This is a genomic window from Gammaproteobacteria bacterium (assembly GCA_021647245.1).
In the GTDB taxonomy this organism is placed as follows: Bacteria; Pseudomonadota; Gammaproteobacteria; order RBG-16-57-12; family RBG-16-57-12; genus JAFLJP01.
In genome coordinates this window covers 1-16,092 of record JAKIVC010000024.1, presented here as the reverse complement: position 1 = coordinate 16,092, position 16,092 = coordinate 1, and the positions used below count along the sequence as shown (strand labels likewise).

Genomic DNA, 16,092 nt, shown 5'->3' with positions numbered 1-16,092 from the left:
TGTATCACGCCAAACCACATTAAACTCGACAATAAACTCTGTTGAGCCCTCCAGATTTTCGGCTTAAAATAGAGAAAATTAGAAGATTAAAGCCAGCTCAGATTCGCGTATATTAAAAAAAACAGTTATTCTTCTAGCGGCCAATTCTTTCATCGATGTAGATATTTATTACCATGCATAGACAACAACTTCTGCAGCTACTCACTGACTACAAAACACCCTTTATGGAAGAGGCTGCCATGGTGGCACGTTCCCGTCGTTTTGTCGCACAACATCAGAACTGTTTTGACCGCAGCCTAAGTGCAGGCCACGTGACGGGTTCAGCTTGGGTGGTTAACCCTTCACGAACCCACGCTCTCATGCTGCACCACCGTAAACTCGATCGATGGTTTCAACCCGGTGGGCATGCCGATGGGGATCACGATATTATTCGCGTGGCATTGAAGGAGACATCGGAGGAGTCCGGTGTTGATATGGAGAATATACGACTGGTGAGTGATGATATTTTTGATGTGGATGTGCATACCATTCACCCCAATGCACATGATGAGCGCCACCAACACTTTGATATCCGTTTTTTGCTGGAGATTGATGATTCAATACCCATTCCGGGTAACGATGAGTCCCATCAGATTGGCTGGATACCACTCGACCGGGTTTCTCACTTTAACCATGCGCGCTCACTCCATCGCATGGTACAGAAAATTCGGCGCATGCAAGCATAATCGAGTGAGCGGACAGGTTATCGCTTCCGCTTACTCTTCGCCTTGACTCAACGCCTCGCCACAGGCCCCGTTTAACGCCTCTACCAGCGCAAACAGCTGCTCCATTTCCGCTGCATTGAGCCGCTCTTTATTTCGATTGAAAGCCAGTATCTTGCCCTTTCTAACCTCCAGATAGAACCCCTCATTACTTTGTAAAAAAGCGAGTAATCCAGAAGAGATACAGGGTGAGGGGTCGTCTCCTTCTTTAGCGTAAAGTCGATAGTTAGCAGGAAGAGCACTCTCCCCTGCCAACTCTATTTCACGATAATCAGCCAGATAACGTCGCAGATAGTGGCCAGGGGTAATAACAAAATCAGCAACACCTGAAACAGGGCACTGTGAAGTGATCGTGGTGTGCCAATGTTTTGAATAGTAGTCTGGTGCGGCCGTATGACTGTAGTCGGCCAATCGAACATCATAACCGTGGACACTACCTGACATCACATTACTCTCCTGTTTGTCTGAACCCCGACGCAGATAGATAAAGTCGTACTCATTATGAATTGTGACCGTACCCAGCTCTAGCTTAAGCCCCCACTGTTGTGCAAACTTTTCCATCTGAATTTCACGTTCTGAGCGTTTCCTCTCCTCCTTGAGCAGTATTGAATCCTGCATACGGGCTGAAAGTGAGTGAGTGGTGAATTGGAAAAAGTTTTCCAGCCCCAACAGCTCAAAATATCGCTTATCGCGCATACACTCACCCTGGAACTGATGAAGATACTCCATACCCGTATGATCTATAATACGACCAGACTCAGTAATAATCAGCGTCACACCCGCCTGCCGAGGGAGGTTGGCAAGCAGCTTATCAAGGTGTATCAGATTGAAGCAGACAACGGATGATAATGTCACCTCATAGTGTTGCTCGCCATCACGCTCTTTCTGGACAACGGAAATTACTGGGTCACAAAACAGTCCTCGAAGATTGCCCCACACCAATGAGAAAGATTGCCCCAGCCCTAGTCGCCCTGTCAATACGGCACGAAAGGATGGTGTCAGCAGATAGAGCAGCATCAACACCTCAGCCGCAACACCCATTAAAATTCCAGACAGCAGATCTGTCGCTAAAATAGCGAGCACCGTGATAACGAAAATTACAATCTGATCACGGCCAATAGCATAGGTTTTGGTGAATACTTTGTATTCACATAATTTCCAACCAACATAGATCAGAATTGCAGCGATTGCAGCCAGAGGCACCCTAGCAGCCTGTCGGACTTAACCTAATTGTATCGAAGTGAGATAATGATGGCCACGCTGGGAGAGATAGGAGCAAAGTGATGGGGAATTTTATAACTGCTGATCGAGAGACAGACTATTTGTTTCCTCCCTCTATGCAGGATTGGCTTCCTGAAGATCACATGGCACGCTTTGTCGTCGAAGTGGTTGACCAACTCGACCTGTCTGAACTTACTCGGCAGTATGCGGGACGAGGCTCACCGGCCCATCATCCAGGCGTACTGCTCAGTTTGCTGATCTACGGTTACGCCACCGGCGTTTTCTCCAGCCGCAAGATTGAGCGCGCCACCCACGACTCGATTGCATTTCGCTATCTGGCGGCTAATACGCACCCGGATCACGACACGATAGCCACGTTTCGCCGCCGGTTTTTACCCCAGCTTGAAGCTTTGTTTGTTCAGGTCCTGCTGTTGGCGCGTGAGATGAAGCTCATGAAGCTGGGGCGGATCGCTCTGGATGGCACCAAAGTAAAAGCGAACGCCAGCAAACATAAGGCGCTTTCCTACGCGCACGCGAAAAAAATCGAAGCGCAACTCAAAGCAGAAGTTAGCGCTCTCACTGCACAGGCGGAAGCGGCAGATCAAACGCCTGTGGCGGATGGCATGGACGTTCCCGCGGAGATTTCCCGGCGCGAAACACGGCTCAAAGTCTTGGCTGAGGCGAAAAGGAAGATAGAGGCGCGGGCGCAAGAACGTTTTGAACGTGAACAGGCCGAATATCAGGAAAAACAAGCCAAACGGCAGGCTCAGAGGGACACAGGAAAAAAACCCCGGGGTCGGGAGCCTAAGCCACCGCTTCCCGGCCCTCGGGATAAAGACCAGGTAAATTTAACCGATGAAGAATCACGCATTATGCCGGTGTCCGGTGGCGGCTTCGAACAGTGCTACAACGCACAGGCCAGTGTGGACGTCGATACGATGCTTGTTGTCAGTTCACACATGACGCAGGCGACAAATGACAAACAACAGATAGCACCCGCCCTGACCAAGCTATGTTCTCTGCCCGAAGCGTTGGGCACGGTAACTGACCTGCTGGCTGATACAGGGTATTTTAGCGAGGCGAATGTAAAGGCGTGTTTAGGGGACAACATCCAGCCCTCACTGGCCGTGGCACGAGACCATCACAATCTATCTGTGTTTGACCGATTTGCCCCTGACGACCCAACGCCAAAAACGGAAGATCCGGTGGCGCTGATGAAGCATCAACTGAAAACCGAATCAGGGCGAGCCCTGTACGCATTGAGAAAGCAAACAGTGGAACCGGTGTTCGGCATCATCAAACAGGTGATGGGGTTGCGGCAGTTCTCGATGCGAGGTCTGGACAAGGTGACGGGCGAATGGACGTTAGCGACCCTAGCGTGGAATGTGAAGCGCATGAATGTGCTGAGAATGGCACTGTGAGGGTCATTTGCCCTTTAATCGGTACACAAGGGCCGAAAGACGGCCTGCATGAATCCGAACAGGCCATTCTGGAGGTCGTCAACGGCCAAAAAACATGCTGGCGCGCACAATCATTTTAAAAGGTGCCTGTCAGGCGCAAGCCCGACAGGCTGCTAGCAATCACATCGATAGCCACAAACAGGAAAATAAGCAGAAAAATGGCGTTATAAAAATTTGCCCACAATGTACGCCCGCCAGCATCGATATTAACGCGGCTTTTGACACCACCTGGGATGATCGTTAAGCCACCAAAAATGCTGGAGAGTGAATTGGAGATGCCCATGGTGCGCAAGGTAATATTGGCATCTGACTTACGCTGAAAAGGGTCAATTTTATCTACCGCCTTGATAGTTGCCAGTGATTCAACGCCATCAATCAGCGTCAGCGTAATTACCACCAGTAATACACTCCACCACAACTCAGGGCGGTTCAATACCTCGTCAAAAGCGGGGAATGTAATCCCACCTTCCAGTAGATTTTCCGGCATAGTAATCAAAAATCGACCATCAAGATTGAAAAGATAACCCAAGCCGATACCAAGACAGGCAACAAATAACGGCGGTGGGATTTTACGCATCCAGTCGTGACGCGAGGCATTCAGATAAAACATCAAGAATAGGCTCAGAGCACCAATAAAGAAGATACTCCACTCCAGCTGAGGAAGCGCCAAAGGTAGTTTACTGATTGTCTCCAACATGCTTTGTGATGCGGGCGAAACGGCGCCCATCAAAGAGGGTATCTGTTTGATAATAATCATCAGACCAATGGCTGCGAGCATCGCCTCAACCACGGTAACAGGAAGGAAAATTGCGTAGCGGCCTGTCTTAAAAAAGCCAATATAATTTGCAACAGACCGGTCAGGCAGATAGCCACCAACAACAGCGGATAACCCACCGCCAGATCACCACCACCCAGCAGCAGCATACCGGCTAATAGCGCGGGAGCCAGCCCGGCCGCAGGACCGCTAATGGTGACATAAGCGCCCCCTAAAAAAGGAAAAATAAAGCCGGCGATAATAGCGGAGATAAGACCGGTGACCGGGGGGGCACCCGAAGCGATAGCGATACCCAGCGAGAGAGGCAGTGAGACCAGCGCAACTTGTAGACCTGCCAGCAGGTCGTAACGCCAATGCTTGAGGCCTTTTAGTCCATTCTGTGGTGCTTTATTCATATGCACGTACGCCCTACAGATTTTTATAGAGAGGTAGAACAGTCAACCACAGTGGCCTAAAGCAACCTTGATCTAGGTCAAATTAGTGATGGTGAACTTGCGCGTGGGCTACAACACCGGAGAGACGTTGTACAGCAGCCACTGCAGCGTGGGCCGCCGCATCAATATCAGCCTCTTTTCCCGCAAGAGTAAGTCGACCAAAAGCGCCCACTGCGCGACAATCAACCAGTGTAATATTTGCAGCTTTCTCTGCCTCATTAGCTGCATAAACAATATACCCAGCCGGTTCGGTTTCTAAAATAAACAAACTTTGACCCGGCAAAATCATCGACCCTTTACGATCTTGACGATTAATCAGAACCGCGTGATCAGGTGTAATCGAACGTACTACCTCACTCCAGGCAACACGACATTTTTGACGTTGATCTTCGGTGGTTTTAAGCAGGTTTAAAACCGCACTGCCCGCCTCGATAACATCACTCTGGTCACGATGGTGAAAAATCATCGAACCGAAAGCACGCTCAACAACCTGCTGGCCTAAATGGACACGGGTAGATTTAAGCGCCACATCGGTGAGTCTATGCACGGCCATACCGGGCGCAACCTCAAGCCACAGACAGGCATCACCGGGTACTGGCAAGAAGCCTTGGGAAACAGTGCCAAGATAGACGGCTAGCTGAGGCTGTAGCGAATCAATAAATATGTAGGTTCGTAACTTGATCATATTGCGCTTCTATCGCCTCGAAATTTAAAATATTATTTCTGCTTAGCTCTATTATTTAGAATCGCCATGCTCTTGTGGCGAGCAGAAAACTGCGCATACAAGCTCCGCATGCGCTCGCTGATAACGGGTTCACTCGCTCTGGCAAAGTCGAGAAAAGTCTTTGCCATGGGAGAGAGCTCTTTATCTTTCGGGTGTGCAAGATACCACTTCCTCTCGATGGGAAAACCCTCAACATCGAGCACCCCTAATGGGCCATCTGCCCCATCCAGCACCAGTGTGTGTAGGGAGAGAATAGCCACCCCTAAACCGCCAATGACTGCATGTTTAATCGCTTCATTACTGCCCAAGTCCATGCGAATATTGGGTGCAAGCCCATGCTCAGAAAACCGTTTCATAGTGGTATCACGGATACCTGAGCCAACTTCACGAGAGATAAAAGGCTCTTCAGACAAGCGCTCAATGGAGATATTAGACGCCTGAAAGAGGGGGTGTTCCTTTCCCGCAATCACGACCATCGGGTTAGGTGCAAATGGATAAGCCGCAAGATTAAACTCTTTATCCGGTGGTTGCCCCAAAATATAGAGATCATCCTCATTATTTTGAATGCGTTCAATGATACGGTTGCGGTTGGTCACTTTTAGCGAGATATCCACACCAGGGTACTCACGCCAGAAATCTCCCAGTATCTCTGGGGCAAAATACTTGGCAGTAGTGATAACCCCTAAGCGCAAGCGACCATGCTGTAGCCCCTTGAGTGCCGCGATCCGCGTATCAAGATCAGATAAGGAATCAAATATCTTCCGTACCGCACGATACAGCTCTTCCCCCGCCTCCGTTGGCTTGATTTGGCGAGAAGATTGATCCAGTAATGGCAACCCCATCACATCGGTCATTTTTTTAAGCTGAGTCGAAACGGTCGGCTGTGTCAAAAACAGCTCTTCAGCCGCTCGGGTAAAACTGCCCAAGCGTGCGACCGCTTCAAAAATTTGCATCTGCCTGAAAGTTGTATGGCGAATCAGGTAATCTGGCAACCCATTTTTAGATCTGGAACCACTCTGTTCAGTCATCTTCTGTTCCCGGCCAGCTACTTTATCTCCTGATACTACTTTAATTTTGCGCAAATTTTTCAGGTGTCATGACCTGAACATCAGAGACAAAAACCGTAAGGTGGTAACCTTTTCGCAGCTTACGCTCAACGCTCTCGAGCAGGACTTGCAGCTGACTCTCAGTGACAATTACTTTTACCAGAATATTGCCATCGAAGCCGGACATTGCTGACTCCATTCCTGAGGAGCCTTCCCCAGTTGCTTGCAGAACGGTAAAGCCGGAAATGCCATATTTCTTGAACATGCACTCCAAGCGCTCCTGCATCGAGTCATTGGTGATGATGCTCAACAGTTTTTCAGGGTACAACGTTATCATTAGATCGCCTCTTGTTATTCTCTTGAGTAAAGCAGCCTCAACCGGCTGCTGCCATCGCCTGTACCAAGCTGTGATAAATTGGTATACCCACTATCACATTAAAGGGGAAGGTTATTCCCAGTGAGAGGGTGAGATAAAATGATGGGTTAGCCTCTGGTATTGCCAACCGCATAGCGGGTGGCACCGCAATATAAGATGCACTGGCACCCAGTACCGCGACCAACGTTGCGCCACCCACACTGAAATCGAGAATGGCGTGGCCAACATAGGCACCTATGACACCACCAAAAAGTGGCATGACAACCCCAAACAAAGCCAACAACCACCCGACCTGACGAAAGTCGCCAATACGACGTGCTGCGACCATTCCCATATCAAACAAGAACAAGCAGAGTACACCCATGAAGATCTCATCGATGAAAGGGAAAAGCTGCTGCATGCCACTTGGAGTAGAGATCGCACCAATGACCATGGAGCCTATCAGCACCACGACACTGCCATTGGTGAAGGCCTCACGGAGTAAATCGCTAAACTTTCCACCCGGACTGTCAGTGGCCACAGTAGTAGTTGTAAGATCAGCACCTCCACCTGAGGTGGGCGCTTTTTCACGAGCAGCGATGCTATGGCGCGCTTTGGCGGCAAGAATCAAACCCACAACAATCGCAGGCGACTCCATTACCGCCAGCATGATTAAAGGGTAGGTCTCGTAGGTTACGCCGACATTATCAAGATAGGCGATAGCGGTAAGGAAGGTGCCTGCACTCACTGAGCCGTAATGAGCTGAGATGGCAGCGGCATCCAGTGGATTAACTTTACGTGTCATCACCAGTGCCAGATAGCCAATTATTGGCAAGGTAAAGCCCAAAATAAGCGCCCACATAATGGAGTTCATCGCTATCACTAAATCGGCCTTGGCCAATTCGTAACCACCGTGTAGACCTATCGCCATCAACAGGTAAATAGAGAGAACCTTTGCTAGATCAGGGGGGAATTTAAGATCTGACTTGATTAGTCTAGCGATGACACCAAGCGCAAAAAACAGTACTGCGGGTAACAGTAAATTGCTCAGATTCGACATTTTTTAGCTCCTTACACTCACCGTTAGGTGGTGCCAAAACAACCTACATTGTCTCAGGACAGTTATGGTTTCGTTATAAATAAAACCAGACATATGAATGATCAGCGCAACGACACATTAGCTATTTTAATCAGGCCAAACTCGGCTAGAAATAGACATTGAATCTGGGCTTTCTGAACTCTGCACCTTAGAGCGAGCAACAGTTCTTGTGGCAGACGACTTTTTGGCCGCTGCGGGGGTCGGCTTTTTTGCCTGGGGTTTCTTGGGCGCAACCGTAGCTGTTGATGGTTTCGACTTAGCACGGGTAGTTGGAGTTGCCTTTTTAGGCTGCGGCTTGGCAACTGTGGGGGATTTTGTAGCCACCGGTTTTGCGGCTACTGTGGTACTTTTTGAGCCACCCTCTTTTTTTTCATTAACAGTCATTTTGTTATCCTTTTGCCATTAATCACTTGGTTTCGTCGACAGTCTGCTCAGTGGAGACTAACTCGTCCATCAAATCGGCATAGCCTTTCAACTCATCACTGATAATGCCTGAGTCATCCTGCGGACTGAGTGTTATTGAGACATGAGTCCGGCCAAAGCTCATATCAGGATAGTATCCTTGCTTTTCCGCTAACTCCGCAGCACGATCAAGAAAGTCACGAGTCTCATCATAATCAGAAAACTCAACACGGCATTCAAGGCGTACTGGGTTTTTTCGCAAACTCCAATTCAAGCCCATGGTGTCTCTCCTCGATCAACTCACTAATCTATATGCTAAATGGATTTCTCTTCCATGATGCTCTGCCACCAGCTATTAAGCTCAGTAGCATGTTGCTGCTCATCTTTGAGCAACGCTGCAAAAAAAATTCGGTTTTCATGATCCTGGCGTTGGCTGCAATAGAGCACGGCCTGTTCATAAAAATTGATAATCTCACCCTCCAGGTCACCGATATGTTTAATCAGCTCTGGTAGCGCACCGTTAAGGCGCGGGCGTTTTAGACAACTGGTGTTGGGCGAAACCCCCAAAGCCAGCATTCGACCAATCAGGCGCTCTACATGCTCCATTTCAGTCATTGCTTCATGTCGGAACTTCTTCCCGGCCTGAGGCATACCACGTAGCTCTAATAGCTTTGCCAGCGACATATACTGCTGTACCGCAGACAACTCAAAGCTTAGTCCGCGTCCCAGATATCCGAGAACGACTGGATCCTGTGTCATAATGTTAGACACCTCTCTATAAGCGATTTTGAGTCGGGTGTGACTGGAGTAAAAAAGAGGGAGAACTTCCAGTCATACCCTGACTCATCGTCGTATTGCCTTTTTACTTGTTGCTACCAAGTACCGGCTCAACTTCTTTGTGCGGACGTGCAATGATGTGTGCTGCCACAAGGCCATCACCAACACGCTCACAGGCATCAGCGCCTGCACGAACAGCCGCATTAACAGCACCTGTTTCGCCACGAACCAAGATAGTCACATAACCGCCACCAACAAACTCACGTCCGATCAGACGTACTTCTGCCGCTTTAGTCATTGCGTCCGCTGCTTCGATAGCAGGAACTAAACCACGGGTCTCAATCATGCCCAGTGCAATACCATATGTTTCATTTGCCATGGTGATACTCCTTCATTAATCAAAAAATTTAAAGTTACAGGGTTTAGCTAGCGTTCATGCTCATGCTCAGTACAGGCTCAACTTCTTTGTGTGGACGCGCAATGATGTGAGCAGCAACTAGGCCATCGCCTACACGCTCACAGGCATCAGCACCCGCACGGACAGCAGCATTAACAGCGCCAGTCTCACCACGAACCAGAATAGTCACGTAACCACCGCCAACGAACTCACGTCCGATCAGGCGTACTTCAGCAGCCTTAGTCATTGCGTCTGCTGCTTCAATAGCAGGAACCAAACCACGTGTTTCAATCATGCCCAGTGCAATACCATAATTGTTTTCGCTCATTGCTCTATCTCCGTCTTGGTAAATCGTTACTTGTTAATTTAAAATTCTCGCGCCCTAACTTAGAGCGCCACCTTCGGCAGACGGCTCCGTCTGTCCTGTTTCTTCATCCCAAAAATCGATAATCCCACCAATCGTCAGATCAGTCATCAGTGTCGGGTCACCACATGCATAACGTGCGGCAGAACCACTCACTACAAACACCCAGTTACCATCCCGGCAACCGCAGGTATCTACTGCAACCTGTAACTTGCCACTGCTGCTTCGCAACACCCGCAAGCTATTTTGATAAAGCCCCGGGTGACGTAAAGTACAAACCAGTGAGCCCGTCACTTGCAAAATTTCCATCAGTCCTCGGCCTCACCCCAATAATCGATAATACCAACAATAGTCAGATCACTCGGATACTCTTTACTTCCAGCCGCTTCACGAGCAGCAGAACTGCCTACACAGATCACCCAATCACCCGGATTACAACCCACCGCATCCACAGCGACCATACGGGTGCTTCCATCCAACACAACTTGCAGATGCTTGTGTTCCATGCCAGGGATGCGATTTGTCGCCACCAGGGGTTTTTCAACCTTACAAATTTTCACTAGTGAGCTACCTGTTCATTTAGTTTTAGAGAGCTACCAACCGTCTCTGCTTTAGCATCGTTACTGCAATCCCGCACCATCAACAACGTATGCAGCAGACCACGTTCAACGTATTCACTAAAACGACTGCGTAGTGCTGTATCCAGCTGGTGGCAACGCGCCTCAGCCCGCGCTTTCGCGCCGGGCACATGGCTGTGATAGTCATAGCGAATCACCACAGGAATCGGCAAACCCCGATTGGCATTCAACCCGGTGAAGATTTTGATACCCACATCCATATCCTTAGCCCCTTCTTCTACCGTTTGCAGGTAAGCGAAGTAAGTCAGGTTACGCAGCTGTACCTCTTCAAAACCGATTCCCATACCGATGAAACACTCTTGATGCCCAATATCCTGGTAACAACCATTGTGGTACTGGCGTACATAATCAATTTGCGACAAATTGCCACAGAGTAGATGTGCTGCCAACTGCACCATGCCATCGCTGGGCAACGAGCTACACTGTTTTTTCAGGTACTCGCCAACCACCGCCTCAGCACTGCTCGCCGAAGAATTTTTTGTTGCCTGATGCAGCTCAGCCGCATCAATATAACCCGAAGCATCTATTTCACCATCGGCATCGGGTAGATGCAGGCGAATCACGTCATTGTCCGTATCCAGACCAATCAACAGCAAATCAATTGATGCCCCACAGCAAAAACTATTTTCAACACCTTGGCGGAAATCCTTTAGGCGCTCCAACGCGGCATCTGCCGCTCGCTGAGTATCACTACCATGTGCTGCACACCCTTCACAATCGGGTTGACTTGAACTGTGGTGATAGACGGCAACTTTTAGATAGCGTGTCGGTGCGTCAGCCTGATTCGGATACCCTTCACGGTAGCGACGCATCTCCGTCTCGCTCCACTTTTGCAAGCTATCATCAACATCAAACATGGCACCCGCATATGATTTACGGCGAACTGCTTTATATGGCAAGCGCAACACATAGCGAATAACGTGGGCCAAACGACCATCAGCACAGGGTGAAACATCTAGAGTGTGAAAACCACACTGTTCTAAAAATGCCTGAAACTCTGCATCGTCACCATCGGCCAACGGCTTGCTATCAAAAAAATCATCTGACATGCCACGGAAGGTCTCAAAGACGCACCATGTGTAGAGCTGGCCAATATCCAGTGGTTTAATCCAGCTATCAACCAGCAGTGTTACCGGCAATTCAAATCCAAGCTCACTACTCGCAAGCTGTTGAGCACGCACTTCAAAATCAGCCTCGTGCTGCATCGCAGAAAGACGCTGCAAAAAAGGTTCAATACCTGAAAAAGCCTGCTTCACCTGCTGTTCATATGCAAACAGACGGCTATTTTCAGCACTGCGGGTAAACGGGTGCGGTGCATTACTCGACAAACCGCCACTGGCTGCCGCGTGGCCCAAGGGCCGCGCATTCCGTTGCATCGGCTGTTGCCGTTGCATTGGACGCCTGCTATTTGTCTTTTTGTTGAACATTCTCAACCCGCCTACCCAAAATTCTTGTTAAACATCATTTTATTTAAGAGTTGAGGGGTAAGGTACAAACCGCACCTCACCACTCGACACTATAGATCGCTTTACGATTACCCTCGGGCTCCGCCTGATAGCGTTACCAAGGCACCACTTTCTGTGCTGCCGCTTCCGCCGGTAACATTGATATCATTACGATCAACATCTTCATTACGCTTAGGCTCTGAAGAAGGCATCGCACTAACAGGGCCTCGTCGTGTAGGGTTGCGCTTAGCCGCAGACCTACCCTCCGTCCCTGTCACTTGATCACCTCGGTTCCAATCATTGCCGGTTATTTTCAAACCTGCATCAAGACCTTCACCCGTCACTTTTGAGACGACATCTGCCACCGGTGCAACCTTCGCACTGGCAGCCACTGTCTCATTGCGACTCTTTTGACTACCGAAACGAAACTGTTCCGTTCCAGTAACTTTGCCCTCACCAAGAGAGAAAGTACCACTCACGCGGCCTTGCTCATAACGCATACCGGTAACTGTCTCCGGCTTCGCTGTTGGTCGACTCTCCTGAACAGGCTGACTCGCCTGAGCGGGAGCAACCACACTGAACGCACCCCAAGGGGCATCAGATAATGGCTGCGGAAAGTCTGGTTCATTTACTGCCGCCGGTGACACGCCACAAGCTGCAACTTGCTGCTCAGCACCAAGGTATGCCGTACCACTCACTTCGCTACAGACCCCTTTGCCAGCACCCGTCAAACTAGTGATACCAGGCTGAACACCGGTAATATCACGCCCGGCATTAGCCGCCGCAGGAGGCACAGTGCGCAGCTCAACTTGCTTGACAGCACCCGTATCACAGTACTTTTGATAATGCTCAGTACCGGTATAGGGTGTACCGGTAACAACTTCGCATGAACCTGCTTCGTTGCCACTAACCCGCTCTGATCTTGCCGGCTTAGAGCCCGATACAATCTGACCACGTGTAGTCTGTGAAAAACTCACTTTTGCACTGCCTGGCTCAGGCTTACTGCTGCAAAAGTTGTCATACTGCTCACGACCCACATACTCAATACCGGTCACCGCATTACAACTACCACGGTCATTACCTGTCACCTTTTCACTAAGACCCACCTTGCCACTCGCGGTAATCATACCACCACTCAAATTCTCACTGGCTTCGACTTTACGCGGCACATTGGGCGCCTCGTCTTGACAAAACTCAGTAAAAACCTCACTTGAGAAGTAATCTGTACCGGTAACTGAACGACAAAGCCCCGTCTCATCACCCGTGGTTTTTTCGCTGTGCGATACAACAGTACCACTCACGTCTTTCCCAGGGCGTTCTGGACGACGGCGACCTGTTGAGCGCACCGCACTTTGACTACCACCATTTGCGCTTCGCTGAGTACGCACTGTACGCGCCAACTCACGACCGGTGATATCTGGGTTTTGTTTGCGCACCATCTGCGCTGAACTAACACCTTTACGAAAGCTATCCACACCTGTTTTACCATGTGCGGCCATCGCATCGCGGCGCATCTTTGAATTGATACGACCTGCGCTACTCGGCGTTACCACCTTGACATCATGGCGACTACGGCGTGGTGTTGCCGATGCTTTTGCTGTCGATACCGCTGACGCCGTATTAATCGCAACACTGGCATCACCACAATCGCCTTTACCTTTGCAGCCACAACCGCAATCTTGAGCTTGAGCACTATTACGAGCAGTGCGCGCAACATCCAAAACACGCTGACGATCACTACTGGCAACGCCACTTTTACCACGAGAAGACATCGCGTGACGGCGTGCGCGTGATGCCTCACGACCGGCACTCGCTGTCTTCACTTTGGCACGAGGTGCGTTACTAATAGCTGGCTTGGCTGTCACAGTGACCGAAGGCTGGCTATCAGCACTTACACTTCTCTTTGGGCGAACCCGTGGAGCAGTGCTCGAGCTGGCCTTAGCCGGCAGTGTCGCTGTGCCGTTAAGTTGCGCATCGCGACGGGCTTTGGCGGCATTACGTCCTGATAAATCTTTAATGGCCATTACTATTACCCCATCTTTTACTGACAAACCCTGATTGGCAGCAACTAACTAACACGTTAGCACTACTGCCAATCCATCAACCACGCCTTACCACGTCTTACCACGGTATACGACAAAGCAGACACCCTGACTTTGGGTGTAGCTGTCATAACCGATCAGACGTACATGGTGATCAGGGTATGTACGATGACAAGATTCAAGCTCGGCAACTACCGCATTCAAATCTTTTTCACCGAAGAACGGTAGTTTCCACATGGTCCAGTAGTAGCTAGTCGCTTTTGATGGATCCTCGTGCTCAATCGCAGGGGTCAAACCTTCAGCGATCATATAAGCAATCTGGTCATGAACTTCCTGCTGCGTCAGCGGTGGCAGGAAAGAAAAAGTTTCCAGAGTCTGGGTAGTACGATAATCACCCATAGTGTTATTTGAAATCATTACTTTCTCCTAATCTTTGATGACGTGACAAACTCAGTTAAGGTCCAGCTTGTCCATAGTTTCGAACTCAAACTTGATCTCTTTCCAAGTCTCCATCGCAACTGCAAGCTCTGGGCTGTTACGAGCTGCGCCCTCCATGATGTCTCTTGACTCTTTCTCCAACTCGCGACCTTCGTTACGCGCTTTAACACACGCTTCCAAAGCAACACGGTTAGCGGCCGCGCCTGCAGCGTTACCCCATGGGTGACCCTGAGTACCACCACCAAACTGAAGGATAGAGTCATCACCAAAGATGTTAAGCAGTGCAGGCATGTGCCATACATGGATACCACCAGAAGCTACTGCGAATACGCCTGGCATTGAGCCCCAGTCCTGGTCGAAGAAAATACCACGACGACGATCTTCAGGAACAAATGACTCACGCAACAGATCAACATAACCAAGCGTCGAAGCACGATCACCTTCCAACTTACCAACAACCGTACCGGTATGCAGATGATCACCACCTGACAGACGCAGACATTTAGCCAAAACGCGGAAGTGGATACCGTGCTTAGGATTACGATCGATTACCGCATGCATTGCACGATGAATGTGCAGCAGAATACCGTGCTTGCGACACCATGCAGCCAAACCACCATTAGCAGTGAAACCACCGGTCAGGAAGTCATGCATGATAACGGGTTGACCTAGATCTTTAGCGAAATCAGCACGCTCATACATCTCTTCAGGTGTATTAGCGGTAACATTCAGATAATGACCCTTAACTTCACCGGTCTCTGCCTGTGCTTTCTCTACTGCCATCGCAACGAATTCGAAACGATTCTGCCAGCGCATGAATGGCTGAGAGTTAACGTTCTCATCATCTTTAGTCAGATCAAGACCACCACGCAGGCACTCATAAACAGCACGACCGTAGTTTTTAGCAGAAAGACCCAGCTTAGGTTTGATAGTACAACCCAGCATTGGACGGCCGTATTTATTCAACTTGTCACGCTCCACCTGGATGCCGCTTGGTGGGCCAAGGCAAGTCTTAACAAATGCGATTGGGAAACGAATATCTTCCAGACGCAGAAACTTAATCGCTTTAAAGCCGAATACGTTACCTACTAATGAAGTCAATACGTTTACAACTGAACCCTCTTCGAACAGATCGAGAGGATATGCGATGAACGCGTAGAAAGCCTCTTTGTCACCAGGAACATCTTCAATGCGATACGCACGACCTTTATAGAACTCCATGTCAGTCAACAGCTCTGACCATACAGTACTCCAGGTACCTGTTGACGACTCAGCCGCAACAGCAGCAGCAGCCTCTTCATTAGGAACACCGTCTTGGGGTGTAACTTTGAAGCATGCCAAAAGATCAGTATCAAGCGGAACATAATCCGCAGCCCAGTACACATCGCGGTACTCTTTTACACCGGCATCATATTTCTTTGCCATAGTCAGCTCACTCCTGCTGTGGTTGATTGAATTCGTCGAAGCCAAGAGTATATACGATTCAACCCTAATGCCAATCGATAGTTTCAATACTTTTCATCTACGATCACCAATGGATAGAAAACAGAGGATCCCTTCACTATTTTGCAAACCTTTTTACTTCTTACCTAAATCCTGCAAGTAAGAATACCGCAAATCACCCCCCCAAAAAGTGATCACTTATTGGCCTGAGGGTGGTGGATTATCACCCACCCTCAAGCTAAAGAAGCAGAATAACGCCCTCGTTGTTCTT

17 protein-coding genes and 1 pseudogene are annotated in these 16,092 nt (G+C 49.3%); 2 read left to right on the top strand and 16 right to left on the bottom strand.

Features of this window, described 5'->3' with window-relative positions; translation table 11 throughout:
* The first annotated feature begins 173 nt into the window (after positions 1–173).
* Entirely contained in the window at positions 174–725 is a 552-nt protein-coding gene (locus L3J94_08260) for an NUDIX hydrolase (protein MCF6218733.1), read from the top strand.
* Positions 726–755: 30 nt separating this feature from the next.
* Here the strand turns inward: L3J94_08260 and L3J94_08255 are convergent, their stop codons facing one another.
* Positions 756–1,964, bottom strand: a complete 1,209-nt coding sequence (locus L3J94_08255) for a hypothetical protein (GenBank protein MCF6218732.1) — start codon at positions 1,962–1,964, stop codon at positions 756–758.
* A gap of 80 nt (positions 1,965–2,044) precedes the next feature.
* Between L3J94_08255 and L3J94_08250 the strand changes: the two genes are divergently transcribed.
* A complete protein-coding gene (locus L3J94_08250; GenBank protein MCF6218731.1) occupies positions 2,045–3,403 on the top strand; it encodes an IS1182 family transposase in 1,359 nt (452 codons plus the stop codon).
* Positions 3,404–3,518: 115 nt separating this feature from the next.
* On the opposite strand, the pseudogene L3J94_08245 reads toward L3J94_08250, so the two are convergent.
* The 15 genes and pseudogenes from L3J94_08245 to L3J94_08175 form a co-directional block, all read right to left on the bottom strand.
* A pseudogene (locus L3J94_08245) lies at positions 3,519–4,612 on the bottom strand (hypothetical protein).
* An 82-nt stretch (positions 4,613–4,694) separates the two neighbouring features.
* Positions 4,695–5,336 carry a BMC domain-containing protein gene (locus L3J94_08240; GenBank protein ID MCF6218730.1) on the bottom strand — a complete coding sequence of 214 codons (642 nt, stop codon included), beginning with the start codon at positions 5,334–5,336 and terminating at the stop codon, positions 4,695–4,697.
* A gap of 32 nt (positions 5,337–5,368) precedes the next feature.
* The gene (locus L3J94_08235; protein ID MCF6218729.1) at positions 5,369–6,403 is read right to left on the bottom strand and encodes a LysR family transcriptional regulator; all 1,035 of its coding nucleotides are present in this window, start codon (positions 6,401–6,403) and stop codon (positions 5,369–5,371) included.
* Between the two features lie 40 nt (positions 6,404–6,443).
* On the bottom strand, positions 6,444–6,758 hold the full coding sequence (locus tag L3J94_08230; protein ID MCF6218728.1) for a DUF190 domain-containing protein: 315 nt from the start codon (positions 6,756–6,758) through the stop codon (positions 6,444–6,446).
* 37 nt (positions 6,759–6,795) lie between these two features.
* A complete protein-coding gene (locus tag L3J94_08225) occupies positions 6,796–7,836 on the bottom strand; it encodes a sodium-dependent bicarbonate transport family permease (GenBank protein ID MCF6218727.1) in 1,041 nt (346 codons plus the stop codon).
* Between the two features lie 445 nt (positions 7,837–8,281).
* Entirely contained in the window at positions 8,282–8,557 is a 276-nt protein-coding gene (locus L3J94_08220) for a 4a-hydroxytetrahydrobiopterin dehydratase (GenBank protein ID MCF6218726.1), read from the bottom strand.
* Between the two features lie 35 nt (positions 8,558–8,592).
* Complete coding sequence (locus L3J94_08215; protein MCF6218725.1) at positions 8,593–9,036, bottom strand: bacterioferritin; 444 nt, start codon at positions 9,034–9,036, stop codon at positions 8,593–8,595.
* A gap of 103 nt (positions 9,037–9,139) precedes the next feature.
* On the bottom strand, positions 9,140–9,433 hold the full coding sequence (locus L3J94_08210; GenBank protein MCF6218724.1) for a BMC domain-containing protein: 294 nt from the start codon (positions 9,431–9,433) through the stop codon (positions 9,140–9,142).
* A gap of 43 nt (positions 9,434–9,476) precedes the next feature.
* Positions 9,477–9,779, bottom strand: coding sequence for a BMC domain-containing protein (locus tag L3J94_08205; GenBank protein ID MCF6218723.1), 303 nt, complete (start codon positions 9,777–9,779; stop codon positions 9,477–9,479).
* Between the two features lie 54 nt (positions 9,780–9,833).
* Entirely contained in the window at positions 9,834–10,124 is a 291-nt protein-coding gene (locus L3J94_08200; protein ID MCF6218722.1) for a carboxysome peptide B, read from the bottom strand.
* On the bottom strand, positions 10,124–10,375 hold the full coding sequence (locus L3J94_08195; GenBank protein MCF6218721.1) for a carboxysome peptide A: 252 nt from the start codon (positions 10,373–10,375) through the stop codon (positions 10,124–10,126). Before L3J94_08195 ends, L3J94_08200 begins: the two co-directional genes overlap by 1 nt.
* Positions 10,375–11,847: a carboxysome shell carbonic anhydrase gene (locus L3J94_08190; protein MCF6218720.1), complete on the bottom strand. Its 1,473-nt coding sequence runs from the start codon at positions 11,845–11,847 to the stop codon at positions 10,375–10,377. The genes L3J94_08195 and L3J94_08190 overlap by 1 nt, the downstream gene beginning before the upstream one ends.
* 140 nt (positions 11,848–11,987) lie before the next feature.
* Complete coding sequence (locus L3J94_08185; GenBank protein ID MCF6218719.1) at positions 11,988–13,922, bottom strand: carboxysome shell protein; 1,935 nt, start codon at positions 13,920–13,922, stop codon at positions 11,988–11,990.
* An 87-nt stretch (positions 13,923–14,009) separates the two neighbouring features.
* Positions 14,010–14,357, bottom strand: coding sequence for a ribulose bisphosphate carboxylase small subunit (locus L3J94_08180; GenBank protein MCF6218718.1), 348 nt, complete (start codon positions 14,355–14,357; stop codon positions 14,010–14,012).
* A 33-nt stretch (positions 14,358–14,390) separates the two neighbouring features.
* On the bottom strand, positions 14,391–15,803 hold the full coding sequence (locus L3J94_08175) for a form I ribulose bisphosphate carboxylase large subunit (GenBank protein MCF6218717.1): 1,413 nt from the start codon (positions 15,801–15,803) through the stop codon (positions 14,391–14,393).
* Between the last annotated feature and the right edge of the window lie 289 nt (positions 15,804–16,092).

Excerpts from the sequence above, each read along its gene's own strand:
- L3J94_08260 (MCF6218733.1), top strand. The coding sequence starts at position 174 with ATGCATAGACAACAACTTCTGCAGCTACTCACTGACTACAAAACACCC.
- L3J94_08250 (MCF6218731.1), top strand. The coding sequence starts at position 2,045 with ATGGGGAATTTTATAACTGCTGATCGAGAGACAGACTATTTGTTTCCT.
- L3J94_08240 (MCF6218730.1), bottom strand. The coding sequence starts at position 5,336 with ATGATCAAGTTACGAACCTACATATTTATTGATTCGCTACAGCCTCAG.
- L3J94_08235 (MCF6218729.1), bottom strand. The coding sequence starts at position 6,403 with ATGACTGAACAGAGTGGTTCCAGATCTAAAAATGGGTTGCCAGATTAC.
- L3J94_08230 (MCF6218728.1), bottom strand. The coding sequence starts at position 6,758 with ATGATAACGTTGTACCCTGAAAAACTGTTGAGCATCATCACCAATGAC.
- L3J94_08225 (MCF6218727.1), bottom strand. The coding sequence starts at position 7,836 with ATGTCGAATCTGAGCAATTTACTGTTACCCGCAGTACTGTTTTTTGCG.
- L3J94_08220 (MCF6218726.1), bottom strand. The coding sequence starts at position 8,557 with ATGGGCTTGAATTGGAGTTTGCGAAAAAACCCAGTACGCCTTGAATGC.
- L3J94_08215 (MCF6218725.1), bottom strand. The coding sequence starts at position 9,036 with ATGACACAGGATCCAGTCGTTCTCGGATATCTGGGACGCGGACTAAGC.
- L3J94_08210 (MCF6218724.1), bottom strand. The coding sequence starts at position 9,433 with ATGGCAAATGAAACATATGGTATTGCACTGGGCATGATTGAGACCCGT.
- L3J94_08205 (MCF6218723.1), bottom strand. The coding sequence starts at position 9,779 with ATGAGCGAAAACAATTATGGTATTGCACTGGGCATGATTGAAACACGT.
- L3J94_08200 (MCF6218722.1), bottom strand. The coding sequence starts at position 10,124 with ATGGAAATTTTGCAAGTGACGGGCTCACTGGTTTGTACTTTACGTCAC.
- L3J94_08190 (MCF6218720.1), bottom strand. The coding sequence starts at position 11,847 with ATGCAACGGCAACAGCCGATGCAACGGAATGCGCGGCCCTTGGGCCAC.
- L3J94_08185 (MCF6218719.1), bottom strand. The coding sequence starts at position 13,922 with ATGGCCATTAAAGATTTATCAGGACGTAATGCCGCCAAAGCCCGTCGC.
- L3J94_08180 (MCF6218718.1), bottom strand. The coding sequence starts at position 14,357 with ATGATTTCAAATAACACTATGGGTGATTATCGTACTACCCAGACTCTG.
- L3J94_08175 (MCF6218717.1), bottom strand. The coding sequence starts at position 15,803 with ATGGCAAAGAAATATGATGCCGGTGTAAAAGAGTACCGCGATGTGTAC.